Origin of the sequence: Mariniphaga anaerophila, from assembly GCF_900129025.1 — a bacterium.
Lineage (GTDB): Bacteria > Bacteroidota > Bacteroidia > Bacteroidales > Prolixibacteraceae > Mariniphaga > Mariniphaga anaerophila.
Window position 1 is genome coordinate 20,723 of the sequence record NZ_FQUM01000017.1, and the last position, 24,870, is coordinate 45,592.

At 41.4% G+C, this 24,870-nt stretch carries 19 protein-coding genes and 1 CRISPR repeat array; of the genes, 6 read left to right on the forward strand and 13 right to left on the reverse strand.

Annotated features, from left to right (window positions below):
* Window positions 1–68 precede the first annotated feature (68 nt).
* From trxA to BUB08_RS19090, 4 genes are all read right to left on the reverse strand, one after another.
* On the reverse strand, window positions 69–359 hold the full coding sequence (trxA, locus tag BUB08_RS19075) for a thioredoxin (protein ID WP_217651664.1): 291 nt from the start codon (window positions 357–359) through the stop codon (window positions 69–71).
* Window positions 360–370: 11 nt separating this feature from the next.
* Complete coding sequence (locus BUB08_RS19080) at window positions 371–598, reverse strand: DUF6132 family protein (protein ID WP_073003524.1); 228 nt, start codon at window positions 596–598, stop codon at window positions 371–373.
* Window positions 599–687: 89 nt separating this feature from the next.
* On the reverse strand, window positions 688–2,055 hold the full coding sequence (locus BUB08_RS19085) for a serine hydrolase domain-containing protein (RefSeq protein WP_083570877.1): 1,368 nt from the start codon (window positions 2,053–2,055) through the stop codon (window positions 688–690).
* Between the two features lie 60 nt (window positions 2,056–2,115).
* Window positions 2,116–3,492, reverse strand: a complete 1,377-nt coding sequence (locus BUB08_RS19090; protein WP_073003525.1) for a hypothetical protein — start codon at window positions 3,490–3,492, stop codon at window positions 2,116–2,118.
* A gap of 338 nt (window positions 3,493–3,830) precedes the next feature.
* On the opposite strand from BUB08_RS19090, the gene BUB08_RS19095 reads away from it, so the two are divergent.
* The 3 genes from BUB08_RS19095 (at window position 3,831) to BUB08_RS19105 (ending at window position 7,511) form a co-directional block, all read left to right on the forward strand.
* A complete protein-coding gene (locus BUB08_RS19095) occupies window positions 3,831–4,646 on the forward strand; it encodes a hypothetical protein (protein ID WP_073003526.1) in 816 nt (271 codons plus the stop codon).
* A gap of 22 nt (window positions 4,647–4,668) precedes the next feature.
* A complete protein-coding gene (locus BUB08_RS19100; RefSeq protein WP_073003527.1) occupies window positions 4,669–5,352 on the forward strand; it encodes a hypothetical protein in 684 nt (227 codons plus the stop codon).
* A gap of 266 nt (window positions 5,353–5,618) precedes the next feature.
* Window positions 5,619–7,511 carry a S9 family peptidase gene (locus tag BUB08_RS19105; RefSeq protein WP_073003528.1) on the forward strand — a complete coding sequence of 631 codons (1,893 nt, stop codon included), beginning with the start codon at window positions 5,619–5,621 and terminating at the stop codon, window positions 7,509–7,511.
* A gap of 129 nt (window positions 7,512–7,640) precedes the next feature.
* Here the strand turns inward: BUB08_RS19105 and BUB08_RS19110 are convergent, their stop codons facing one another.
* Complete coding sequence (locus BUB08_RS19110; RefSeq protein ID WP_073003529.1) at window positions 7,641–8,507, reverse strand: alpha/beta hydrolase; 867 nt, start codon at window positions 8,505–8,507, stop codon at window positions 7,641–7,643.
* 46 nt (window positions 8,508–8,553) lie between these two features.
* Entirely contained in the window at window positions 8,554–9,567 is a 1,014-nt protein-coding gene (locus BUB08_RS19115) for a GntR family transcriptional regulator (protein ID WP_073003530.1), read from the reverse strand.
* Window positions 9,568–9,708: 141 nt separating this feature from the next.
* Between BUB08_RS19115 and BUB08_RS19120 the strand changes: the two genes are divergently transcribed.
* The gene (locus BUB08_RS19120; RefSeq protein ID WP_217651665.1) at window positions 9,709–10,170 is read left to right on the forward strand and encodes a c-type cytochrome; all 462 of its coding nucleotides are present in this window, start codon (window positions 9,709–9,711) and stop codon (window positions 10,168–10,170) included.
* A 3-nt stretch (window positions 10,171–10,173) separates the two neighbouring features.
* On the opposite strand, the gene BUB08_RS19125 is transcribed toward BUB08_RS19120, so the two are convergent.
* Entirely contained in the window at window positions 10,174–12,093 is a 1,920-nt protein-coding gene (locus BUB08_RS19125) for an OmpA family protein (RefSeq protein ID WP_073003544.1), read from the reverse strand.
* 169 nt (window positions 12,094–12,262) lie between these two features.
* Between BUB08_RS19125 and BUB08_RS19130 the strand changes: the two genes are divergently transcribed.
* Window positions 12,263–12,448 carry a hypothetical protein gene (locus BUB08_RS19130; RefSeq protein WP_073003531.1) on the forward strand — a complete coding sequence of 62 codons (186 nt, stop codon included), beginning with the start codon at window positions 12,263–12,265 and terminating at the stop codon, window positions 12,446–12,448.
* 80 nt (window positions 12,449–12,528) lie between these two features.
* On the opposite strand, the gene BUB08_RS19135 is transcribed toward BUB08_RS19130, so the two are convergent.
* Both BUB08_RS19135 and BUB08_RS19140 read right to left on the reverse strand, forming a co-directional pair.
* Window positions 12,529–13,014 (reverse strand): PaaI family thioesterase, encoded by a 486-nt coding sequence (locus tag BUB08_RS19135; protein ID WP_073003532.1) that lies wholly within the window; start codon window positions 13,012–13,014, stop codon window positions 12,529–12,531.
* Window positions 13,015–13,095: 81 nt separating this feature from the next.
* Complete coding sequence (locus tag BUB08_RS19140) at window positions 13,096–13,914, reverse strand: prohibitin family protein (protein WP_073003533.1); 819 nt, start codon at window positions 13,912–13,914, stop codon at window positions 13,096–13,098.
* 142 nt (window positions 13,915–14,056) lie between these two features.
* Here BUB08_RS19140 and BUB08_RS19145 point away from each other — a divergent pair, with 142 nt between their 5' ends.
* On the forward strand, window positions 14,057–15,163 hold the full coding sequence (locus BUB08_RS19145; protein WP_073003534.1) for a gamma-glutamyl-gamma-aminobutyrate hydrolase family protein: 1,107 nt from the start codon (window positions 14,057–14,059) through the stop codon (window positions 15,161–15,163).
* A 140-nt stretch (window positions 15,164–15,303) separates the two neighbouring features.
* A CRISPR array of direct repeats spans window positions 15,304–22,188; the repeat unit is 36 nt; unit sequence GTTGAATGTCGTCTCAATTTTGCATCAAACCACAAC.
* Between the two features lie 222 nt (window positions 22,189–22,410).
* Here BUB08_RS19145 and cas2 read toward each other — a convergent pair.
* From cas2 to BUB08_RS19165, 4 genes are all read right to left on the reverse strand, one after another.
* The gene (cas2, locus tag BUB08_RS19150) at window positions 22,411–22,749 is read right to left on the reverse strand and encodes a CRISPR-associated endonuclease Cas2 (protein WP_073003535.1); all 339 of its coding nucleotides are present in this window, start codon (window positions 22,747–22,749) and stop codon (window positions 22,411–22,413) included.
* Window positions 22,750–22,807: 58 nt separating this feature from the next.
* Window positions 22,808–23,698: a type II CRISPR-associated endonuclease Cas1 gene (gene cas1 / locus BUB08_RS19155; RefSeq protein WP_073003536.1), complete on the reverse strand. Its 891-nt coding sequence runs from the start codon at window positions 23,696–23,698 to the stop codon at window positions 22,808–22,810.
* Between the two features lie 98 nt (window positions 23,699–23,796).
* A complete protein-coding gene (locus BUB08_RS19160) occupies window positions 23,797–24,489 on the reverse strand; it encodes a hypothetical protein (RefSeq protein WP_073003537.1) in 693 nt (230 codons plus the stop codon).
* A 10-nt stretch (window positions 24,490–24,499) separates the two neighbouring features.
* Window positions 24,500–24,823 carry a hypothetical protein gene (locus tag BUB08_RS19165; protein ID WP_073003538.1) on the reverse strand — a complete coding sequence of 108 codons (324 nt, stop codon included), beginning with the start codon at window positions 24,821–24,823 and terminating at the stop codon, window positions 24,500–24,502.
* Window positions 24,824–24,870 lie beyond the last annotated feature (47 nt).

Consider the following 24,870-nt stretch of genomic DNA (forward strand, 5'->3'; position numbering starts at 1 on the left):
CAACAAAAAATGCAAATAAAAAAAATGCGTGGCTAATTTCTACGACAGGATGTATTGAGGGGAAAAATCTACTTTTCGACTTTTGTCTCCTGCAAAACAGACTTTAGTTTTTCAAGACAAAAAGCGCCTTCGTGTGTCCAGATTGGTTCTCCATTTTTAAATACGATAAGCGTTGGGATGCGGTGAACTTTAAAATGACTGGCAATTATCGGATTTCTGTCCACATCAACTTTGACAATCCGGACGCCTTTAACTTCTTCTTTTACTTTTTTTAAAATGGGCAGGACCGCTTTGCACGGTCCGCACCAGTCGGCATAAAAATCTACAACAACCGGTTTCGATGACTTGATTATATTCAAAAACCGTTGGTTCATTTCTTCTCTTCTGTCTTCTTTTTACGCTTCTCGACAAAATCATTTATTGAGTCGCCAACCAGGTAGCCCATAGCAGCGCCCCATAACACACTCCAATACCAAACAGATTTAATAGGACAGGTACCACTGGTACAGCCTACAAACTTCCAATACAAAAAACCGCCTAAAGCGCCAACAGCGGTAAAAGCGAGAGCAGTGCTCTTTCCTTTTAGAAATGCTTTCATAATTACGTTTACAGGTTGAAACAAAACAATTCGGCTCTGGTTCCTTAAAAACCATCGAATTTTACAATATGATATAGACAAAATCGAAACTACTCAGGCAGAGCAGCTATAATTTCGCGCAGAAAATTATTCAGATTAAAATTGCCTAACCCAAAACCCATTCGAACAACCACCAGTTCTTTCGACGGAACAACATAAATGCGCTGCCCCAAAAAACCATCAGCGAAAAATACGTCGCCCGGAACATCCACCAGATCGTTTTCAGGCTGCGGTTCCTTTAGCCAGAAAGTTCCGGCATACTTGCCATCTGACGCTTCAACAGGCGCTTTCATAAAATCGACCCACTCTTTTGTAAGAACCGTGTCGCCATTGCAAACGCCATTGTTTAAAAACAGCAGGCCAAACCTGGCCCAATCCCTGACAGTACCGTAGCTGTACGAAGATGCCACAAACAAGCCGCTGGCATCGGTTTCCACTTTTGTGTTGAGCATTCCCGCCGGATAGAGTAAATCCTGATACAGGCCGGCAAGGTATTTTTCGTCGTTGTTAATCCTGTTTTTAATTATTCCGGAGAGCAAATTTGCATCGCCCGAAGAGTAATTCCAAAAACTACCGGGAGAATACGCCAGCTTGTTATCAGTAACCGAGGCAAGCATGTCTTCGCTTTGCATTAGCATAACTGTGGCATCAGAAACCGTAAAGTAATTTTCGAACCAGTCGAGCCCCGACGACATCTGGACAACATTTTTTACGCTGATTTTACGCCGTTCATCGTTCATCCAGGCATCAATTCCTACAGGCTCTTCCAGGCGCAGCAAACCGTTTTCTGCCAAAATTCCGGCCCAGGCACCAGTAATACTTTTAGTCATCGACCAACCGTGAAACATGGTATTTTTATCGTATCCGTTGAGATATTGTTCCGCAATTAACTGATTTTTGTAAACCACGGCAATACCCAATGTTTTTTTGAACGCTTCACTTTCGGGAGCATCGAAACAGGTATCAACAAATTGATGCAGCCTTGCGTAGTTAACGCCGGACGGCATGGTGTCGGCCATGATATTTCCTTTAGGCCAAGCAATGGTATCGGGGCTGAATCCGGGAACGGGTATTTTGAAACTTTCCTTTTTAAGTTCTTCCGCCGGCGTTTTCAATACAATAACAGCACCTTTCCCTTCTCTAAAAACTGCTTTGCGCCTGGCCAGGCCAAAAACAGTTGAAGTAGCCGATTTTTCTTCGTAATCCAGTTTTGTTTTTGCCAGATTGATTGGGAAAAATGAAAGGTCTTCGGCCTGAATTCTTTCTGGATTTTTATTTGCCAAAAATACACTCGAGCACATTCCTTTTGAAGCAAATGCCGTAATTATCGGTAGTCGTGCCCAAACAAACCAGGTACCACCTGCAACTACTACCAATACTACCAACCAGATTATTCTTCGTAACAATTTTTTATTCATGATTAAATCAATTTAATTTCTCCAATACAAAATAACAGGTGTCTGTTTCCGACCCCGGCTTTAATAAGTTCGCTGAAAAACGATTTCGCTTATGCCCGCTACATTTCCCTTCTCCACAAAAATCCGAATATTCAGCGTGCCATCTTTTACACTAACAATCCGCTCCCCGGTCCAATCGTATTCTCCGGCTTCCAACAATTTTACAACCGGGGCAGTTCCCTCAAATTCTATTTTTTGAGAGGTGGACAAAAACAGGTCGCCAACCTTTGCCCGTATACGGTATGTTCCAATGGGCACTGTCAACTGGTATTCAAAATAGTTTTCCGGATTTTCGCATTGCGCGGGAGTTCCTTCAAACAATACTTTTTTTAACCTGACATTTCCATTATTATCGTTTGACACCCACTCCACCTTGTCGGCAGGATTCCAATTTCCCAACACCCATCCTTTTCCCGAAAAATTTTCGAAGGCCATGTTGTTTTTCTGGTTCCCGTTTGCCCGGCGTGGCTGCCCAAAAGTAATTCTTCCCCGGGTAAAAGAGCGGGACTGAATTCCGCTTTGCTGAAAATACAAACCAAACAATTGCGGAAAACAATTTACCACATAATGAGAACAATCGTTCAGTGTTGGTTCGGTGGTTGGGTTAAGGACAGAAAACTGGAAATGCCCCCAAACTTCGTCCCCCCAGGCAGTGCCCACTGCATCTCCACGCAGCAACTTTTGTCCTTTTTTTACGGCAATATTTCGGGAATACAATCCGCTGTAGTAATAATAAATTCCGGGCTGAGATTCGCTCTCCAAAAGTACAGCAGCCCGATTTCCGGTTTCATCCAATCCTTTTGACTCAACCCACACCACGCGGCTCTCCTCAATAGCAACCAGCCAGTGTTTTTTCTGCCCCCGGGTTTTGTGCAAATCAAAGCCAATCCCTTCGTAATTAAAATAACGCGGATGCTTTTCGTTTCCCTCTGTTTTATAAAACGAAAACGGATAACTCTCCTCTTCTACACCCCACAAAAAGCCATCATTAAAACTAACCGGGAAACTGAATTGATTCGGATCTAAAAGCGGAATCCGGGAATCGCTGACACAAACCAGTGCATTTTTTGTTAAAAGCCCGTGCACCAACGAATCGGGCGACAGGGAACTTACTGTACTATTGTCGGCAACAAATATTCTGAGGTTTTTGAGCGAAAACGGCACCGAGCGACGAGCCACCTTCATCCAAAGTGTATCATTTTCTATCCGCAATTGATTGTAATGATTTTTCACATCAACGAGCTCCACTTCAACCCCGTTAAAAACAATACTTTCGCCAATGCTTAAATTGTAGTAAAAACCGTTTCCCCAACGAAAATCGGCGGCATCGGATTGTTGCGCTTTTCCTTGAAAAAAAAGAGATACCAGAAAAAAGAATATGGCGATTTTCTGTTTCAAAATAATGCAGATTTTAAGTAAACAAAACTACCAGATTTTTTGAAAATGAAAAACTCTGTTAAAAACGATAAAAAAAATCGACAATCACTTTTGCTACAATTTCATTATCGAAAAAGATAATTAGATTTGAACAAAAAAACGTTCTACTAACAACGTTTTACATAATGCATATTTTCGGGAAATTACAAACGGTTAAACACATCTGCTGGAACAGCTAAGCCGTCTTTTCTGTGCAGAAGTTGTGTTTACAAAACACAAAAAGCAGGGGTTATTAATTACTGAAAATAAAATTCTGCAAAACGTCAAACCATTTTAGTTACAACTCAATTTTTAAAATTATGACAATCTTTTTGAACCGCCTGTTCCGTGGAAGAAATAGTCAGTGGAGAATTGTTTTAGTGCTGATTTTCATATCTTTGTCGCTCTGGGGCAATGCACAGGATTTGATTATTCTGCGCGATGGCAAACGAATTCAATGCACCATTACAAAAGTTGACAACGATGTAATTCACTACACTTTTATGAAAGGTGACCGCGAACTCTCCAGCTATGTTGCAATGAGTGACGTTAAAAGCTACGACAAAAAAGTTTCGGACGATGTTACCCCGGCTTTCCGGGACTCACTGCCGGCAAGCGAAACTACAACTGTTTTTGTGGACACTACCCGTTATGTTAAGGAAACCCAACGCTGGATAAACATGATTACCTATTCTCAACGACTTGGAGTGAATGCGACGGGCTGGTCTGTTCAGTATTACGGGTATCACTTCAGAAGCTCTTTAAGATGGTACATTCCGATAGTATTCGGGATTGAGAGTATGACAATTGACCAGGAATATTTCGACCGTTCGGGATACCAATATTTAAATATGAATTACTTCAACGCAGGAATCAGCCCGTTTTATAAACTAAACGATGTTTTTTATCTAAACCTGGGTGCACAAATCATATTCGGAGAGGAAGAACTTCAGGATTATCGCGGACAGGAAAGCGACCGCTCTTTTTTCGGGATTGCTCCTTCGCAGGGAATTTACTTTATTCCAAAATCCAAATTCGGAGTAACTGTTGGAATATCTGCATACGAAAAACTGATGACTTCCAAAGTATATAAAAGCGACATCGGGCTAAAATTTGAATTAGGTATAAAATTCTAAAAATCAACTTAATAAACTCACAATGAAAAAGATACTTTTTTTATGGCCGCTCTTTTTAATCGGGTGCACAATAAGTCAGAAAATTGTGTACAGAACCGATGATTTAGCTACCAATCAGCCGATGGAAACAATTCCGGCAAAGGTAGAAGTAAGAATATTGGAAGACAACCGGAGAAATATTGAAGAGAACAATTTATTGTTTGACAATCCGCGGCAGGTTAGAGTGGATAAGAAAACAATGTGCATAAACTCCGAAAAGCATTATGCAAAAGACACTGTTGTTACCCAGATTACCCATTTGCTGGTCGACCATTTAAATCAGGAAAGGCTGTTCCAAAAGGTATTTTATAATACCAGCAACGAAAGCGATTACTATTTAACCGGCACGTTAAACAGTTTTTTCGGCGAGCAGGAATTTTCTACCGGGGCCGCAATTGGCGCAGGATTTGGCCTGATTGGCGCACTGGCTACTTCGGGCATAAAAACTCCCGGGAAAATTATTATCGACATTTCAGACCTGAAGCTGTTCAAAAAAGACGGGACGCTGGTGAAAGATTTCGGTTCGTTTTACAAAGAGTACAACGACGAGTACAGTGCCGATTCTGCCTGCTGGTGCATCTACTGGAACATGAACGAAATGCTTAAAGATTTTAACACACAACTGATTGAAAAAATCAGAAATGACCTGCACAATATAAAGTTGTAAAAACTCACCTGCCAAAGCAACAAGCTGAACCGGCTCAAATGTTATCCCCCAAATCTCACTTTTGCGATCAGTTTACTAAAAAACTCTTTCCTCCTGATTTTCAAAAACTAAACACCCCAACAGCCACTCTTCCCCAACAGCAGCAATCTACAGATGCTGATGTTTTATTTACGTAAATGTAATAGATGAAGTTTTTTTCAGTCAAATAGTACATGCACGAAAAAATTTTCGGAACTTCATATATAAATTTTTAAAATCAGAAAAAAATGAAACAGTTTTTAACACTCCTGTTTATTGCAACGGTGCTTTTCACCGCCTGTAAACAGGAACCCCAAAAAGCCCCTCAGGTGCCGCTTGAAGATTTCTTCAGGAATCCTGAAAAAACGTCTTTTAAACTCTCTCCCGACGGCAACTACTTTTCGTTTCTCGCCCCCTGGGAATCTCGTTTAAATGTTTTTGTACAAAAAATTGGTGCAGATTCGGCAATGCGAATAACCGCTGAAACCGAACGCGACATTTCCGGATATCTTTGGAAAGGAAACAATACAATTTTATTTCTGAAAGATACAGGAGGAGACGAAAACTTTCAGTTGTACAGCGTCAGCGCCGATGGCAGCGACCTGAAAGGACTGACTGTTTTTGAAAAAGTACGCACATCTTTTATTGATGATTTAAAAGAAGACGACGACGAAGTGATTGTTGGCCTGAACAAACGCAATCCCACCGTTTTCGATCCGTACAGATTAAATGTGTTAACGGGAGAAATGACCATGCTGGCCGAAAACCCCGGAAATATTATGGGCTGGATGACCGACCACGACGGGAAATTGAGGCTGGCCATTACTACCGACGGCGTAAATAACACCATTATGTACCGCGATACTGAGGATGAAGAATTCAGGCCGGTGCTCACTACCAGTTTCAAAGAAACTGTTTCTCCGGTGATTTTTACATTTGACAATAAAATGGTTTACGCCTTCTCCAACCTCAACCGCGACAAAACAGCATTGGTTAAATTTGATGTTGCAAACGGCAAAGAAACAGAAGTTCTGTTTGAAACTGACGAAGCCGACATTGACGGAATTAATTACTCCAGAAAAGATAAAAAACTGCTTTCCGTATCGTGGACAACCGATTTGGAAAAAGAACATTTTTTCGATGCTGATGCCGAAGCAATGAAAGCAGCGTTGGAAGAACAACTTCCCGGATACCAGGTAAGCGTTGGCAGCCACAACAAAGCCGAAGACAAATATATGGTTCGTACTTATAGCGACAGAAGTCGTGGTGCCTACCATTTTTACGACAAACAAACAAAAGAACTGACCAAGCTGGCTGATTTAAGTCCGTGGTTAAACGAAAACGACCTGTGCGAAATGCAACCCATTTCCTACACATCGCGCGACGGGCTAACCATCCCCGGATACCTGACACTTCCCAAAGGATACGAACACAAGAATCTGCCGGTGGTAATTAATCCGCACGGAGGCCCCTGGGCCCGCGACTATTGGGGATTCAATCCGGAAGTACAATTTCTGGCAAACAACGGATATGCTGTGTTGCAAATGAATTTCCGCGGTTCTACCGGGTTTGGCAAAAAATTCTGGGAATCGTCGTTTAAACAATGGGGTCGCACCATGCAAGACGATATTTCCGACGGAGTAAAATGGCTGGTTGACCAGGGAATTGCAGATCCTGAACGCGTTGCTATTTACGGCGGCAGCTACGGCGGCTATGCAACCCTGGCAGGTCTCACACTAACTCCTGAGCTGTATGCAGCCGGAGTAGATTACGTGGGGGTTTCAAACCTTTTTACATTTATGAATACCATTCCTCCGTACTGGAAACCCATGCTGGACATGTTGTACGAAATGGTTGGAAATCCGGTTGCTGACAGCCTGATGCTGGCAGAAGTTTCTCCGGTTTACCATGTGGACAAAATTCAGGCACCGCTTTTTGTGGCGCAGGGAGCAAACGACCCACGGGTAAATATCGACGAATCTGATCAGATTGTTAATGCGTTAAAAGCCCGTGGAATTGACGTAGAGTATTTGGTAAAAGATAACGAAGGGCACGGTTTCAGAAACGAAGAAAACCGGTTTGATTTTTACCGTGCAATGATTAAATTTTTGGATAATCACTTAAAAACGGTGGAAGAATAGATTTCTTTATCGTTCAAAAATATTAATCGGATGGCAGGTCTGGAATTAAAATTCCTTTTCCGCCATCCGATTTTTTTTGCTACTTAATTATTTCCCCAACTCGGAAGGTCAATAATTACGATAAGATTTTTAACGTCTGAATTTTTCTGAAATAAACTTCAAGCCGTCGAACAATCCCGTGCGCCAGTATCCCCACTGATGGCCGCCATTGCGAACGCGGTATTCGTGCGGAATACCCAAATCGCGCATTTTTACGTGCAATGCAGAATTTCCTTTGTAGAGAAAGTCGTCATCGCCACAATCAATATAAAACCGCACAGATTTAAGTTTCTCTTTTTCTACAGAATCGAGTAAGTGAAGCGGGCTGTACGATTTCCAGTGTTCGCTTACCTGCCCGTTGGCCGGTTTTGGCCCGTAAATATTCCCGAAGTAGTGGTCGTACGCATCGTTTGCAAGAATTTCATCATCGGTAAACGTACCTGCGCTCATGGCCACACACGACGAAAAAAGGTCTGTGTGACGCATCGCTAACAGTAAAGCACCGTTTCCTCCCATGGAAAGCCCCGACACAGCACGAAACTCTTTCTTTTTCCGGATCCGGTAGTTATCCTCGATAAAAGGGATGAACTCTTCGATGAACATATCCTCCCACGGATCTTTGCCATCAAAACTATTGATGTACCAGGTCACTTTTCCGTCGGGCATAACAATTATGCAAGGCGGAAAATCGCCATTGGCAATCCCCCTGTCGGCAATGGTGTTGGCTTCTCCAAATTGCACCCAGCCGGTTTCGTCGTCGGAATAACCATGTAACAGGTACAACACCGGATAACTACGTTCAGAGGTTTCGTAGCCGGGCGGAAGGTAAATGGAATATTTTACAGGATAGCTTACCTTTTCACTTTCGAAGACAAGCGACTCCAACACTTTCCCGTTTTGTGCAAACAGGTTCACAGATAAAATCAGCGCTGTGATTAACAAAAATGCTTTTTTCATTTTCACTGGTTTATTGTTTTAAAAATTTGACATTCAAATACTTTAACTACAGCGAATTCCTTTTAATAAACTGAAACGGACTTTTAATTCGCCTGAAATCTTTTGTTAGTATCATTTGGGCGGCAATACGTCCTATCTCGTCATGATTGGTAGAAATGGTAGTAATTCCGTCTTCCAATATTTCTTTCACCGGATTCTCGTTATATGAAACAATCCCTACATCTTTGCCCGGAACCCAGTTTTCGGCCCGACAAATTTTTATAAAGCGGTACAAATCATCGTCCGAAATAATTACATAGGCTCTGCCTTTTTCAACATCTTTTCGGCACAGTTGGTCAATTATTGAAAACTCCAGCCCGTGAACCTGACAAAAAATCTGAAACCCCCGTTTGATATAAACCGGATAGTACTGATCCGCCGGAAAAATCAGATGGATGCTGTTGTATTTTCTAATAAAATCAATCCCTTCGCTCAATGCCGACTGAATATCTTTTTCGTATTCCTGGTAAACAATAGGATAATCTTTCAGGCTTTCCAGGTTTCGGTCAACAAGCATTACTTTTTTGCGGGGAATTGTGCGAATAACACTAGCCACATCGGCATTCTCATCTTTAAAATGAGGAAGAATTACAAAATAATCGTATAGCGAAGCATGATTTTCAACAATACTTTTAAATTGCTGCAAATCGTAATTGTAAATAAAAACATCCGTTGCTGCTTTGTTGCCAAGCGTTTCAATAAAAGAGTAGTAAATGTTTCTTTTGTAATTGCTCAACTTATTAAAAACAAGCGCCACCTTAAGTTGCTTGCACACATCAACTTGATTAACATAATAACCTTTTCCCCGCACCGAAGACAAAATTCCCTTTTTACGAAGAGAAACATAAGCTTTTTCGACGGTATCGCGTGAAAGCAACAAATCTTCGCTGGTTTCATTAATAGACGGAATACGCTGTCCCTGCTTAAAAATGCCCGCTTCAATATCCGACACAATCAAATCTACAACCTGTTTGTATTTGGGAATTTCGGAGTTATGATTAATTCGTAAGTATTCTTTCATTTTATGGTGTATTGAACACAAAAATAAGGAAGTGTTTGACAGAAAACAATCGGCTTTTCACTTTTTAAATAAGGACTGAACTTTTCAACTTCAAAAGCGTTCCAATGAGCGAACAGAAAATCAGAAAAAATCAAAAATATCATGAAAAATAAAGGAATTCTATTTTTACTACTGGCAATTTTTCTGGGCGCGTGCAGCGGACGAAAGCAAAACTCATCGGAGCAGTCAGCTCAATCGCAAATACAATCTACTGAAAATACAAAAGAGCTTTCGTCGATGGCCAACCACCCCGGGAAAAAAGTGTACGATTCGGTTTGCCTGGTTTGCCACATGGCCGATGGAGCGGGAATTAGGGGGATGCACCCGCCGCTGGCTAAAACCGACTGGGTCAACGGCGACAAAGAACGGCTCATTGAAATCACGCTAAACGGGATGAGCGGAAAAATTGAAGTAAATGGCCAAACATACAACGGCCTGATGCCACCTCACTCCCACCTTAGCGACAAACAAATTGCAGATGTTTTAACCTACGTCAGGCAGAGTTTCGGCAACAGTGCCAGCGAAATAACGGTTGAAGAAGTACAAAAAGTAAGGAACAAATAGCACTTAGTCGCCCAGAATTTTTATGGTTGTACGCCGGTTTAAACGACGCCCTTCCGGGGTGTTGTTCCCGGCAACCGGGCGGTTATCGCCATATCCTTTCCAGTTAAGTCTGCTTTTTTCGATTCCCTTCTCAACAAGAAAATCAACAACAGAACGAGCCCTTCTTTCTGAAAGAGCCAGGTTTTTACTTTTTGAACCCGTGTCGTCAGTATGTCCCTGAATTTCTACCTCTAATCGATAATTGTCTTTCAAAAATTTCACCAGGTGAGTCAACTCAGGTTCCGATTCAGGCAAAATTCTGAACGAATCTGTTTCGAAATAAATGTTGTGCAGGTTCATCTCCACACCTGCTTTAACCGATACCAGGGCAATTTCCAAATTGTAGGGATTGTACACCCGGCGCGGTTCTCTCAAATCGAAAGTATTGGAGTAAAACAAATATCCCGGTTTCGACACGGAAAACAGGTAGTTTTTACCGGCTGGCATGCATATCATCAATTCGCCTTCGTGGTCTGTCTGCTCGTAACGGGGCGCTTCTCCGGCGGCTACCATGTTTTGTAGTTCCACCTCGGCTTCAACCGGTTTTTTCGTTTCAGCATCAAAAACAATGGCTTTAATGTATGTGGCAGGCCGGGGCCTTAACGACTCGTCTAAACTAAATGAATATATATCGAGGCCATGAGCACTGTCGCGCGCAGAAGAAAAAAAAGCGGTCAGCCCGTCGGCGCTAATATACAAGCCCTGCTCGTCGTTAAAAGTATTTACCGGATAACCCAGATTTTTGGGACTGGTAAACACAGAATCGCCTTCAAGCTGTGACACGTACAGGTCGAACCCGCCCATACCCACATGGGCATCGGAAGCAAAATAAAAATGTGAATTTCCTGCGTGTATAAATGGCGATGTTTCGTTTCCTGAAGTATTGATTCTGCTTCCGAGATTAACCGGCTTCCGCCACTTTAGCCGGCCACTTTTATCGGGGCCGACGCACTCCGCCCTCCAGATATCCTTTTTCCCCTGCCCTCCCACACGATTGCTCGAAAAATAAAGAAACCTGCCATCAGAAGAAACGGAAGGCTGAGCTTCCCAACCGGAAGTATTTAAAGGAGCCCCTGCGTTATAAGGCTTACTCCAGTGACCATTCTCATAAAAAGAATAATAAATATCACAACTTCCCATACCTCCGGGTCTGTTGCAGGCTGTAAAAAACAGAATTTTTCCGTTTGCAGAAAGGCTCTGTGCGCCCTCATTTTCCCTGGTATTAATATCGGAAATAGGAACTGCCTGCTGCCATGCGCCATCAACAAATTCTGAAAAGTAAAAGTCTTCCTGAGGTTGATATCCCGCTTTTTTGATAAGACGGGTTATTACCAGTTTCTGTTGGTCAATGCTCAGGCTGGGCCAGTATTCATCGTTAGTTGAGTTGACTTCATCGGGCAGTCTTTCGGGCAAGAAACTTACCGGATTTTGCATAGCTGTAACAGCAAAATGGCAACATTCAATTTTCCGTTTTACTTCGGCTTCCCGCTCTGTTTTCAACTGCCCGGCATCCAGGTAATTTTGGAAACAGGACAGTGCTTTGGAGTATTCTCCAACAGAAAACAAAGCATTACCCAAACGCCATGTTATTAGTGGCATTTCAGACTGTTTTTGCGATTCTTTTAAATGCTTAATCTCGGCCCTGGTATTTTTTGTTTCGTGATAAATATCGGCCAGCAGCAAGTGGGCATCAACATAATCAGAATTGCGATCGAGAATCCTCTCGCAGCTCTTGATTGCCGCACCGTACTCTTGTTGCGACATGAGTTCCCGGGCTTCGTCAAACCACTTGTTTATTTTTTTGTCGGATTGCGCCGAGGAGGCAATTGCAATCAACAAAAATGCTAAAATCAACCCACCATATTTCAGACGTTTCTTCTTCATTCCGAACATATTTGGTCTCATTTTCGTATAAATTATTACATCAAAATTCAAAAACGATTTAAAAATAAAACCTATTTGCATTTTGTATTTGTATTTTTTTTATTTTGGCTCTATAATTTTTAAAACCTTATCAATTTTAATTATCTCATTTTTTGAATGAACGTTGAAAATGAAACAGAAAGTAAACAAAAAAAATTACCCTGAAGGTGACAACTTCGAACGGAAACAAAAAAAGCACCTTGGAAAAAAAGACAGGAGCTCGAAAAGAAGACTTACCATTTATGACGAATTCGAAGATGAAGACCTCGTTGATTACTCAACAAATTTTGACGAGGACGAAGGTGATGATTTTTAACCACTGCACTATAAGAAAAAATTCATACTAACATATTCGTAATTAACCCCGTCCGAAACACCCGGACGTTATCTTTTTAACTACTCTGGCGTAAAAGCATCTGCGCCGGGATAGTTGTATTTTGCCCTGGCAATTTTTTCGGGAAAGCAAAAATAACCTGCTTCGGCTTTTGCACAAGCTCTGCCATCGCCATCCTGTAAAATGCATTCAATGCTGGCAATATGTTTTTCTATTGCCATTAGCCTGGCTCTGATTGTTATTTCTCCTTTTGAAATATGCACCGGTTTGGAGTAAGAAACATTCAGAAACGAAGTAACGCCCGATGTTTTCATTTTAACAAAAACCAACCAGGCTGCGGCTTCATCCATTAGTGTTGCCTGAATTCCTCCATGCAAAACACCAATCCAGCCTTCATATTCGTTTTGGGGCTGCCATTTGGCGACCAGCTCGTCACCGTCTTCCCAAAATTCCAAGTGCAAACCATGCTCGTTTGCCGGAGAACATCCAAAACAGTTGTAGGCTCCGTTATCTGCTGCGTGTGAAAAAGGATTAGTAATTTTTCTCATCGTTCTGTTTTTTATTCGGTAGTATTTATAAAAGAAAAAGGCCGGTAAAATTACCAGCCTCAATTCCTATTAAAGTAGTGTTTAATTTCCTCCTAAAATGAGCGGCAATCCGTCTTTTCCACTGCCAATTACAACAACTTTGCTGTTGGCAGATTCTGCTAAACTGGTTGTAGCGTCTATTCCGCGCTGTTTCAAAATGCGGTCTGTCAAACTCTCGCTAATAATTTGGTTGTAGTTTGCAATCCCCTCGGCTTCAATTCTGCGGCGCTCGGCCTCCGACTCTTCCCGCTGCAACCTAAACTCGTAGGCCAACGCTTCCTGTTCCTGCTGCAATTTGCTTTCTATTGCACCTTTTATTTGGTCGGGCAGGTTTATCGACCGAATCAGAAGCGCTTTCATTTCAATATAATTTTCGCCCAAAATCCTACGGGTCTCATCCTTAATTGTCTGTTCTACCTCTGCCCTTTTGGTTGAGTATATTTCTTCGGCAGTATACCTTCCGGCTACCTGACGTACAGTTGACCGAACCTCGGGAATAACCAATACATTAATGTAGTTATTGCCAAATTGCTGATGAAGATGCCCGATTGAATTAAAAGTCGGGTTAAAACGCACTGTAATGTCGGTATTGATAGATAGACCATTCTTATCCAGTACGTCCATTGTTTCCTCGCGTTGTTGTTCCCTTACGTTGTATATGTACAATTCATTCCAGGGAGCAATAACATGAAAGCCTTCTCCATAAACGTTTTCGGTATCAAGTCCTGAAGTGTATGGCCGAAAAATAATTCCGCGTTCACCGGCTTCCACAATAAAAAACATGCGGCCACCAAACAAAAGCAGAACAATTAAAACCACCACTATAGCAACAATGTAAGATGTTTTCAGATTAAATTTCATCGCAATTATTTTAAGTTTATACAAATGTAATAAGTTTAGCGGGTCTGGTAAGAATTACTTATTTTTTCTTTTTTTTCATTTTTAGGGCACAATAAGCGGGTGCATAAACACTATATTTGAATTGAAAATCAAAATGCCAATCATGAAGAAACTCAGTTACCTAATCCTGTTACTGTTCTTATCGACAGTGCTCCCGGCACAAAATTTTTTCAGAGAAAAATTCGACAACGGCAAAAAATATATTCTGTTGGCCAACCCAACTGCAGGTAATATTGAAACAATAAACTTTCTTGTAAACCAAGGCTTGTTAAAAGTCGATCTGCGCAAGGTCCATTTTGTGGGCGTTTATTTTGAACACCAGAATTATGATTTTAAGAAGAGTAAAAAATACATTCACGAACAAGAACTCACTCACTTCGATCTGCACGAATTCAGAGGAGATTTGAGCAAAAATAAATTGTTTGCGAACAACAGTTTAACGGAAGAGCTAAAATATGTCTTCCGAAATTCTGCGGGAATTTTCTTTTTTGGCGGGCCGGATATTCCGCCGGGAGTTTACAACGAAAAAAACAGCTTGTCGGTAGTAACCGATCCCGAGAGGCATTATTTCGAAACCACTTTTCTGTTTCACCTGCTAGGCAGCTTTCACAACGAAAAGTTCACTCCCTTTTTACAAGAGAACCCGGATTACTTTATTACCGGTTTTTGCCTGGGGATGCAAACCATGAATGTTGCCACCGGAGGCACGCTCATCCAGGATATTCCGGCAGAAGTTTACGGTGCTGTAACCGACAAGGCTACCTTGGAAACCCCAAAAGAAAACCTGCACCGCAATTACTGGCAAAACATTTCTGATGACACCCAGCTTATGGGGATCAATTTTCACCCGATACGTTTCACTACTCACCCGTTTTTCACCAAACGCGTAAAAGCCGGAAAAGACAGCAGCCCGTTAGTTTTAAGCAGTCACCACCAAGCAGCAGAAAAATTGGGGAAAGGTATGTTAGTAACAGCGGTGTCGTCCGATGGAAAAATTGTAGAAGCCCTTGCCCACGACACCTATCCGCATGTTTTTGCTGTACAGTTTCATCCCGAGGTACCGGCGTTATATGAGAACCAGGAAAAAAGAAAATTTCACCCGGACGACGCGCCCCAAACCTACCACCAAATCATCGGTAAAAAGGGATTAAAATTCCATAAAAAATACTGGAAGTATATTTCAAAAGCACTTAAGAAGGCAGGCAAATAATTCATCCTTTAGCATCGCGTTTTACATTAAAAATTTCTCCCTCGTATTTTAATAAAATTCTTCTTTTGTGACGTTGTCAAGAACTTCGCATGCTGACAAGTGCAAGAGCATGAACAAATCAGACTGTCAAGGAAGATCAGGTTGAATGTCGTCTCAATTTTGCATCTAACCACAACTACGCGCTCCAAGATGCTCATGTAAGCTAGTTGAATGTCGTCTCAATTTTGCATCAAACCACAACAAAGCCATTGAAAAGCTTGATAGCAAAGGGTTGAATGTCGTCTCAATTTTGCATCAAACCACAACCAAATGATAAGCGAAGTCGAATTTCAAAAGGTTGAATGTCGTCTCAATTTTGCATCAAACCACAACGTCGTCGATAACTTTATGAAATGTAAGATGGTTGAATGTCGTCTCAATTTTGCATCAAACCACAACAACGAACTTTCCGGCCTGACCTTCGTAAGTGTTGAATGTCGTCTCAATTTTGCATCAAACCACAACTATCAGGGCATTGGATGCCGCTTTGGATGCGTTGAATGTCGTCTCAATTTTGCATCAAACCACAACTTTCGGGTGGTGTCCCTTCGACTATTACTAGTTGAATGTCGTCTCAATTTTGCATCAAACCACAACTTTTTAAGCTGTCTATTTCATAATTTAGCAGTTGAATGTCGTCTCAATTTTGCATCAAACCACAACTTACATGAATGGTTTAAAAAGTTCCATTAAGTTGAATGTCGTCTCAATTTTGCATCAAACCACAACCAGAATAGCATATTAACCTATTTTTACTTCGTTGAATGTCGTCTCAATTTTGCATCAAACCACAACTTCGGGAATATCAGGAACAATTTCGTATGAGTTGAATGTCGTCTCAATTTTGCATCAAACCACAACAAGGACATAAGAGATTTGTTCGGACACTCTGTTGAATGTCGTCTCAATTTTGCATCAAACCACAACTATCAGGATTCAGAAGGGAATTTGTTTGAGGTTGAATGTCGTCTCAATTTTGCATCAAACCACAACATGTCGCCAATCGAAGTTGTTATCCAAAAGTTGAATGTCGTCTCAATTTTGCATCAAACCACAACTTGCGGACGGTTAAATTTTCTGCGTAGTTGTTGAATGTCGTCTCAATTTTGCATCAAACCACAACTACCAGCATATTATTTCACAAATAACTCATGTTGAATGTCGTCTCAATTTTGCATCAAACCACAACTTGGCAGTCGAATGGGGTGATTATGACGGTGTTAAATGTCGTCTCAATTTTGCATCAAACCACAACTATCAGGACGGCGAAGGAAATTTGTTTGAAGTTGAATGTCGTCTCAATTTTGCATCAAACCACAACGACCGGGCAGATGACCTGATAAAACGCGGGGTTGAATGTCGTCTCAATTTTGCATCAAACCACAACGCTGTCGCAGCGCGAGCTGCTGATAGTCACGTTGAATGTCGTCTCAATTTTGCATCAAACCACAACCAGTATTAAAAGCAGGTAAGAAGGGGATCAGTTGAATGTCGTCTCAATTTTGCATCAAACCACAACCTTCAACGTATTTGTATAAAAAATCGTTTTGTTGAATGTCGTCTCAATTTTGCATCAAACCACAACTACACCGCAGGCGGCATTGCCCTTGCACGGTTGAATGTCGTCTCAATTTTGCATCAAACCACAACCCCCCTCCCTTCTTATATTTTGTTTCTAAAGTTGAATGTCGTCTCAATTTTGCATCAAACCACAACTACGCTATGAGGGCTCCTGCCTGTATCAACGTTGAATGTCGTCTCAATTTTGCATCAAACCACAACTCAGAAACATCGGCGCCAGCCATCCAAAAAAGTTGAATGTCGTCTCAATTTTGCATCAAACCACAACTTGGGAATCTTATTTACTTCATGATTACGAGTTGAATGTCGTCTCAATTTTGCATCAAACCACAACAACTCCGGGAACTACAAGTACAAACAGGATGTTGAATGTCGTCTCAATTTTGCATCAAACCACAACGTTGGCGCAGGACAAAGAAATTATACAGGTGTTGAATGTCGTCTCAATTTTGCATCAAACCACAACGGGGTAGCGATGCAAATACACCATGGATGCGTTGAATGTCGTCTCAATTTTGCATCAAACCACAACCTGGTAATCGCTCTCGTTCATACCACGTTTGTTGAATGTCGTCTCAATTTTGCATCAAACCACAACTAAAGTGTATACTTCTTCGCCTACATTTAGTTGAATGTCGTCTCAATTTTGCATCAAACCACAACCTTTCTGCGGTTTGATGCGGATAAGGCCGGTTGAATGTCGTCTCAATTTTGCATCAAACCACAACTAATAATATCAATGTGACCGTCTGGAAATGTTGAATGTCGTCTCAATTTTGCATCAAACCACAACCTGGATTTATCATCTTTTAACGCCGTTGTTGTTGAATGTCGTCTCAATTTTGCATCAAACCACAACCGGAGGGCAGAGAGCAGAGAGCAGGGAGGAGTTGAATGTCGTCTCAATTTTGCATCAAACCACAACGCCTTGTTTTTTTGCCATTAAATATTTTCAGTTGAATGTCGTCTCAATTTTGCATCAAACCACAACTGAAGATTCGGCGTATAAAATTTTGCCTGAGTTGAATGTCGTCTCAATTTTGCATCAAACCACAACGGGCAGGAATCTACAGACGGAAGTGTTTACGTTGAATGTCGTCTCAATTTTGCATCAAACCACAACCCTGACGACACTAAAGATGTGGTAAAGGAGTTGAATGTCGTCTCAATTTTGCATCAAACCACAACCACCAATGAAATTCAATTTCAGCGCAAAGAGTTGAATGTCGTCTCAATTTTGCATCAAACCACAACAAGTCCACGGGCAATACCCAGTCCCTGGTAGTTGAATGTCGTCTCAATTTTGCATCAAACCACAACCGATTGCACTTCGATTGAAAGTTTGTGCTAGTTGAATGTCGTCTCAATTTTGCATCAAACCACAACAAGTCCACGGGCAATACCCAGTCCCTGGTAGTTGAATGTCGTCTCAATTTTGCATCAAACCACAACCGATTGCACTTCGATTGAAAGTTTGTGCTAGTTGAATGTCGTCTCAATTTTGCATCAAACCACAACTCCCCTTCGTAAGCTCTCTAATATCGCCGAGTTGAATGTCGTCTCAATTTTGCATCAAACCACAACTTTCACCTGACAGTAAACGCAGTTCATAATGTTGAATGTCGTCTCAATTTTGCATCAAACCACAACCACTCATGGCATTGAGTGCCTCTTCTGCTTGTTGAATGTCGTCTCAATTTTGCATCAAACCACAACAGTTGAGCATGAAGTTGACGAGGAACATGAGTTGAATGTCGTCTCAATTTTGCATCAAACCACAACAATGCTGTCAGTTGCCATAAAAGCACAACAGTTGAATGTCGTCTCAATTTTGCATCAAACCACAACTTTCTCCATGAGGTTATAGAAAGTCCTGCGGTTGAATGTCGTCTCAATTTTGCATCAAACCACAACTTAACGATCATGAGTAAAAAATTAACAGATGTTGAATGTCGTCTCAATTTTGCATCAAACCACAACCGATTGCACTTCGATTGAAAGTTTGTGCTAGTTGAATGTCGTCTCAATTTTGCATCAAACCACAACTCCCCTTCGTAAGCTCTCTAATATCGCCGAGTTGAATGTCGTCTCAATTTTGCATCAAACCACAACTTTCACCTGACAGTAAACGCAGTTCATAATGTTGAATGTCGTCTCAATTTTGCATCAAACCACAACTTTCTCCATGAGGTTATAGAAAGTCCTGCGGTTGAATGTCGTCTCAATTTTGCATCAAACCACAACTTAACGATCATGAGTAAAAAATTAACAGATGTTGAATGTCGTCTCAATTTTGCATCAAACCACAACTGTTGTTATGCGCTGGGTGGTATAATTTACGTTGAATGTCGTCTCAATTTTGCATCAAACCACAACAGTGCGCCTGTGCCGTTGAATACTTTCTTAGTTGAATGTCGTCTCAATTTTGCATCAAACCACAACTTATCGGCAACCCCCTTGTAGGAACTTTTCGTTGAATGTCGTCTCAATTTTGCATCAAACCACAACAGGGATTTCAGGTTGTAATTATGTTACCCGGTTGAATGTCGTCTCAATTTTGCATCAAACCACAACTAGTTTTTGATTCGATTCGAATGACAAGCTGTTGAATGTCGTCTCAATTTTGCATCAAACCACAACATGACGCACGACGTGATGTCACGGCCAAATGTTGAATGTCGTCTCAATTTTGCATCAAACCACAACTTGATAAAGATGTGAGTCAACCGATTTTATGTTGAATGTCGTCTCAATTTTGCATCAAACCACAACTAGCAAGGTGGAGATAAAAAATTTGGGGCGTTGAATGTCGTCTCAATTTTGCATCAAACCACAACCACTACCTTGCCTACAGATTTAAGCGTGCTGTTGAATGTCGTCTCAATTTTGCATCAAACCACAACCTATTGAAACCGTTCGAACACACAAAAAGAGTTGAATGTCGTCTCAATTTTGCATCAAACCACAACTAACTCCTTAAGTCTTCCGCGCTCCTCGCGGTTGAATGTCGTCTCAATTTTGCATCAAACCACAACGAAACACCATTTGAAGAATTTCTCATTGTGTTGAATGTCGTCTCAATTTTGCATCAAACCACAACGGAATGCACGTAGTAACGGGTGCAATTCAAGTTGAATGTCGTCTCAATTTTGCATCAAACCACAACATAAATATGATACATACATGTGAACAGATTGTTGAATGTCGTCTCAATTTTGCATCAAACCACAACTCGTTTTTGTCTGGCTTGTTGGCTAGTACCGTTGAATGTCGTCTCAATTTTGCATCAAACCACAACGGTTTGGTCTCCGGTGGTTTCGTTAGCCGGTTGAATGTCGTCTCAATTTTGCATCAAACCACAACGCTGGCAGGTGTTTTACATTCGGATCGAAGTTGAATGTCGTCTCAATTTTGCATCAAACCACAACTTCTAGTTTGGTATATAATTCCAGAAAAATGTTGAATGTCGTCTCAATTTTGCATCAAACCACAACTTTATCAACCATGTAGGAATATGCAAGGTTTGTTGAATGTCGTCTCAATTTTGCATCAAACCACAACATAGAACTAGGTAGAAATCCATTCGGCTTTGTTGAATGTCGTCTCAATTTTGCATCAAACCACAACTGCAATTCGTTGTTGCTTCTTTCCGGCATTGTTGAATGTCGTCTCAATTTTGCATCAAACCACAACATTGTTTTCTTCTTCGCTGAATAAATCAACGTTGAATGTCGTCTCAATTTTGCATCAAACCACAACCGTTTGCCGTGGTCTTCGGTAATGGTTGTTGTTGAATGTCGTCTCAATTTTGCATCAAACCACAACTCCCGGTAGTTGTGCATAGTAATTGTTCCGGTTGAATGTCGTCTCAATTTTGCATCAAACCACAACCCAAGGATAATCATAATAATCATTAGTTCTGTTGAATGTCGTCTCAATTTTGCATCAAACCACAACTTTTTTTATTTTGTCGTTGTGAAAATACGAGTTGAATGTCGTCTCAATTTTGCATCAAACCACAACGTTTGCCACGTGTTAGCCATCTGGCGGGATGTTGAATGTCGTCTCAATTTTGCATCAAACCACAACAAAGGTCGTCCAACTCTGCAATAAATTGCGGTTGAATGTCGTCTCAATTTTGCATCAAACCACAACTAATATCATGACAACTTACAAAAAAAATTAGTTGAATGTCGTCTCAATTTTGCATCAAACCACAACTTTAACGACGATGGACTGAACAATTCATTAGTTGAATGTCGTCTCAATTTTGCATCAAACCACAACGTACCGACGGGAAGGTGTATCCATTTCCCGGTTGAATGTCGTCTCAATTTTGCATCAAACCACAACCCACATAGCTCGCGAACGTTGTGCGTTATTGTTGAATGTCGTCTCAATTTTGCATCAAACCACAACGCCCTGAAGGCCTGGAAGGACGGTTAACCGTTGAATGTCGTCTCAATTTTGCATCAAACCACAACCCTGAGTAAATTCTAAAGTATTACCTGTAAGTTGAATGTCGTCTCAATTTTGCATCAAACCACAACTTGGCCGGCCACACTTGCAAGCTTCCCTTCGTTGAATGTCGTCTCAATTTTGCATCAAACCACAACCACTCGGATGGCAACGGCAACACCTCGCCTGTTGAATGTCGTCTCAATTTTGCATCAAACCACAACATGGCGCTCATGCCCAACTCTTTGGCTATGTTGAATGTCGTCTCAATTTTGCATCAAACCACAACTTTATCCAATTAATCAATGCTTTGCCCGTTGTTGAATGTCGTCTCAATTTTGCATCAAACCACAACCCAGTTGTTTATCTAGTATTTCTGCTTCAAGTTGAATGTCGTCTCAATTTTGCATCAAACCACAACTTTTGCCCGCTAAATAAAAATATTTTTGGTGTTGAATGTCGTCTCAATTTTGCATCAAACCACAACCCTAATTTTTGTAGTATAAATTCATTGTCAGTTGAATGTCGTCTCAATTTTGCATCAAACCACAACTTCAATCCGTTCCATTGCTTCCAAATTTTAGTTGAATGTCGTCTCAATTTTGCATCAAACCACAACATAACAGGGATGAACCTGTAAATTTCAAGAGTTGAATGTCGTCTCAATTTTGCATCAAACCACAACCCTCAATTGTCCCCCTCCAGGGGGACGAGGTTGAATGTCGTCTCAATTTTGCATCAAACCACAACTTCTTTTTCGTCAACCCCCGCGATTACAGGGTTGAATGTCGTCTCAATTTTGCATCAAACCACAACGCTTAGCCCGACATTAACAAACCCGCGAGTGTTGAATGTCGTCTCAATTTTGCATCAAACCACAACAATCTCAATTTCACGGTTAAACCCCTGAGGTTGAATGTCGTCTCAATTTTGCATCAAACCACAACTAAGGGGGAGGAATAGCTTGTAAACACTGGCTTTTTCTCCAATTTTACAATCAAATAATTCCTGCTTCCGCACAAAGAAGTGGTTTAATGCGTCCATTTTTTTATTTCTAGTGGCAAAATCAATTTTCTTTTTTCAGTATTTCAAAGAACAACATAAAAGTAGATATTTTTAACAGATCCTCAAAGTTTTTAACGCGCTGAAACTCCTTGGTGTTCCCCTCTTCAGAACATTTCCAATTGTTTGGGGCCGGCGGGCAAGGGCGATGACTTTTTGCCCCACACATTTACAATATTTCCATATTGCTTGTCGGTTACCGCAAGTATGCTCACCTGCCCTTTCTGGGGAATAAATCCCTTCACCCTTTTTATATGTACTTCTGCACTCTCTTTACTGGCACAATGCCGGTTGTACACCGAAAACTGCATCATACTGAAACCATCGTTCATCAGGTCTTTTCTGAAACGGGTGGCCTGCCGCCGTTCGGTTTTGGTGGTAACCGGCAGGTCGAAAAACACAAACAGCCACATAATATGGTAAGCATTTAAACGGGTTAGTTCCATAGTTCTTTTATCAGACCTTTTCCTAACTTTCCAATGTCTGAAATTTCGAAAAAGATTTCTATTCAAATTCAGGATAAATAATTTTACGGGTCTCCCCGCTATAGCAGCGGCTTAGCGATGCTGTTGTTTGCGAAAGCGCCACCATTAATGGCCTTTTGTTTTCGGCAATATATACATCGGCGGCCATGAGCTGCAGCAGTTCCGCTTTATGCTCCTTTTCGAGCATCAGTGCATCAGGATATTTTTCGTACAGATTGAAAGCAATTTCATCAACCCAGGGGCGATAAGGTTCCATAATATCATCGGCCAGGCAAAACGCATTGTACCGGTTCCGGTGGTGGATACCCAAGGTAGCCAGGAGGCCCGAACCGGACAACGCCCGGGCTACAGCCGACCGCAACAGAATATACCCGTAGTTAAGAAACGGGTTGGGCGGTTCGCCATATCGGTCGCGAATAAACGTTTTGCCAAAAAGAGCCGTCCAGTATATGCGCGAGGCAAACCCTTCGCGGTTGTCACTGTCGCCACTTTTAATGGCTCGGGCAAGGGTTTTAAGTTGCGAAGCCGGCTTCCCAAACTTTTCGAGCAGGCGTGCCTGGTTTTTTATTTTCATCTCGATGGTTTGTTTCCACAGGTTCTTTTTAAGTGGCTCTGAAGCCGCAATTTGTGCCCTGAACAGTTCGCTTTGAATATGATGTGCATCCAGCGGCAACAGCATTGACGACGGCATATGTTTACTGTCGCAAAGCACAGTGGCCACATTAAACTCTGCTAGCTCTTCCACCAGTTTCATGGTAAATGAAATCTGGGGATGATCGAGCACAATAAATCCGAGGTCTTCAACCGGGGCTGTTTTTAAAGGAACACCGGATTTTTCTGACGCCACCAGTTGTTTGTTCTTTAACGATAAATGGCAGGGGCTGGAAATAAATAAGGTTCTTTTTAGCATGGATTTTGGTTTTTCTTGAAATACTTTCGGGCTTTACTGGCACCGAAAAACTATTATTTTATTCCGAAATGTCTTTTTAACCTTCGATGTTTCTGTTCCTAGGAATCATTCGCCCTATCAATTTTAAGTTCGTTATACTTTTCAATCTTTTCTGCAGAATGATATTTAACGAGGTTACTCTTATCGTTGAACCATTCCATTACTTCGGCACGACTTAACTTCGTTGTTTTCGGCGAAATCATAGTCAAATACGAACTCCACGGATAATCTAGGAAATGCTCGCAAAAACCGTGATGAATCGGGTTATGATGAATGTAATAAACCAGGTACTTCAGGTGTATTTCCGAATGGATTTCTATTCTTCTGAATGGGTGTTCAAACAGGCTGCCGGTTCGGCGAAAGCGTTTGTTTATGGCTTTTGTGTAGGCATTAAATAAATGGGAAAATTGGTTTGTCGGGTTATATCTTTTTGAAATGTTTTGGGTATTTGAAACGCTTTCGGGTCTAAAAGACACCGAAAGGTTTGTTGCTGACCCCGAAGTGTCTTTCCGACCTTCGGGAGTCTGAGTTCCCATGAAAGATATTTCCTCCTCCTTTCTTATTCTTACCAAGAAATGAAAATGATTTCTCATCAAAACCCACGCAAATGTATCGGCCACTGGCGAAACATACTTATCGTACAGATGAAGAAAATATTCATAATTCTCATTTTCCCGAAATAGGTTACAACCATTGATTCCCCGGTTATAGATATGGTAAAACTGTCCGTATTCGAGTGATACTGGTCCCATTTATTTGCATTTAAAAACGTTCGAGATTTTCGGAAACGCTTTCGGGGATATAAGACACCGAAAGGTTTGCCGCTGCCCCCGAAGTGTCTTTCCGACCTTCGGGAGTCTGAGTTCCCATGAAAGATATTTCCTCCTCCTTTCTTATTCTTACCAAGAAATGAAAATGACTTCTCATCAAAACCCACGCAAATGTATCGGCCACTGGCGAAACATATTTATCGTACAGATGAAGAAAATACTCGTAATTCTCACTTTCCCGAAATAGGTTACAACCATTGATTCCGCGGTTATAGATATGATAAAACTGTCCGTATTCGAGTGATACTGGTCCCATTTATTTGCATTTAAAAACGTTCGATGTTTTCGGAAACGCTTTCGGGT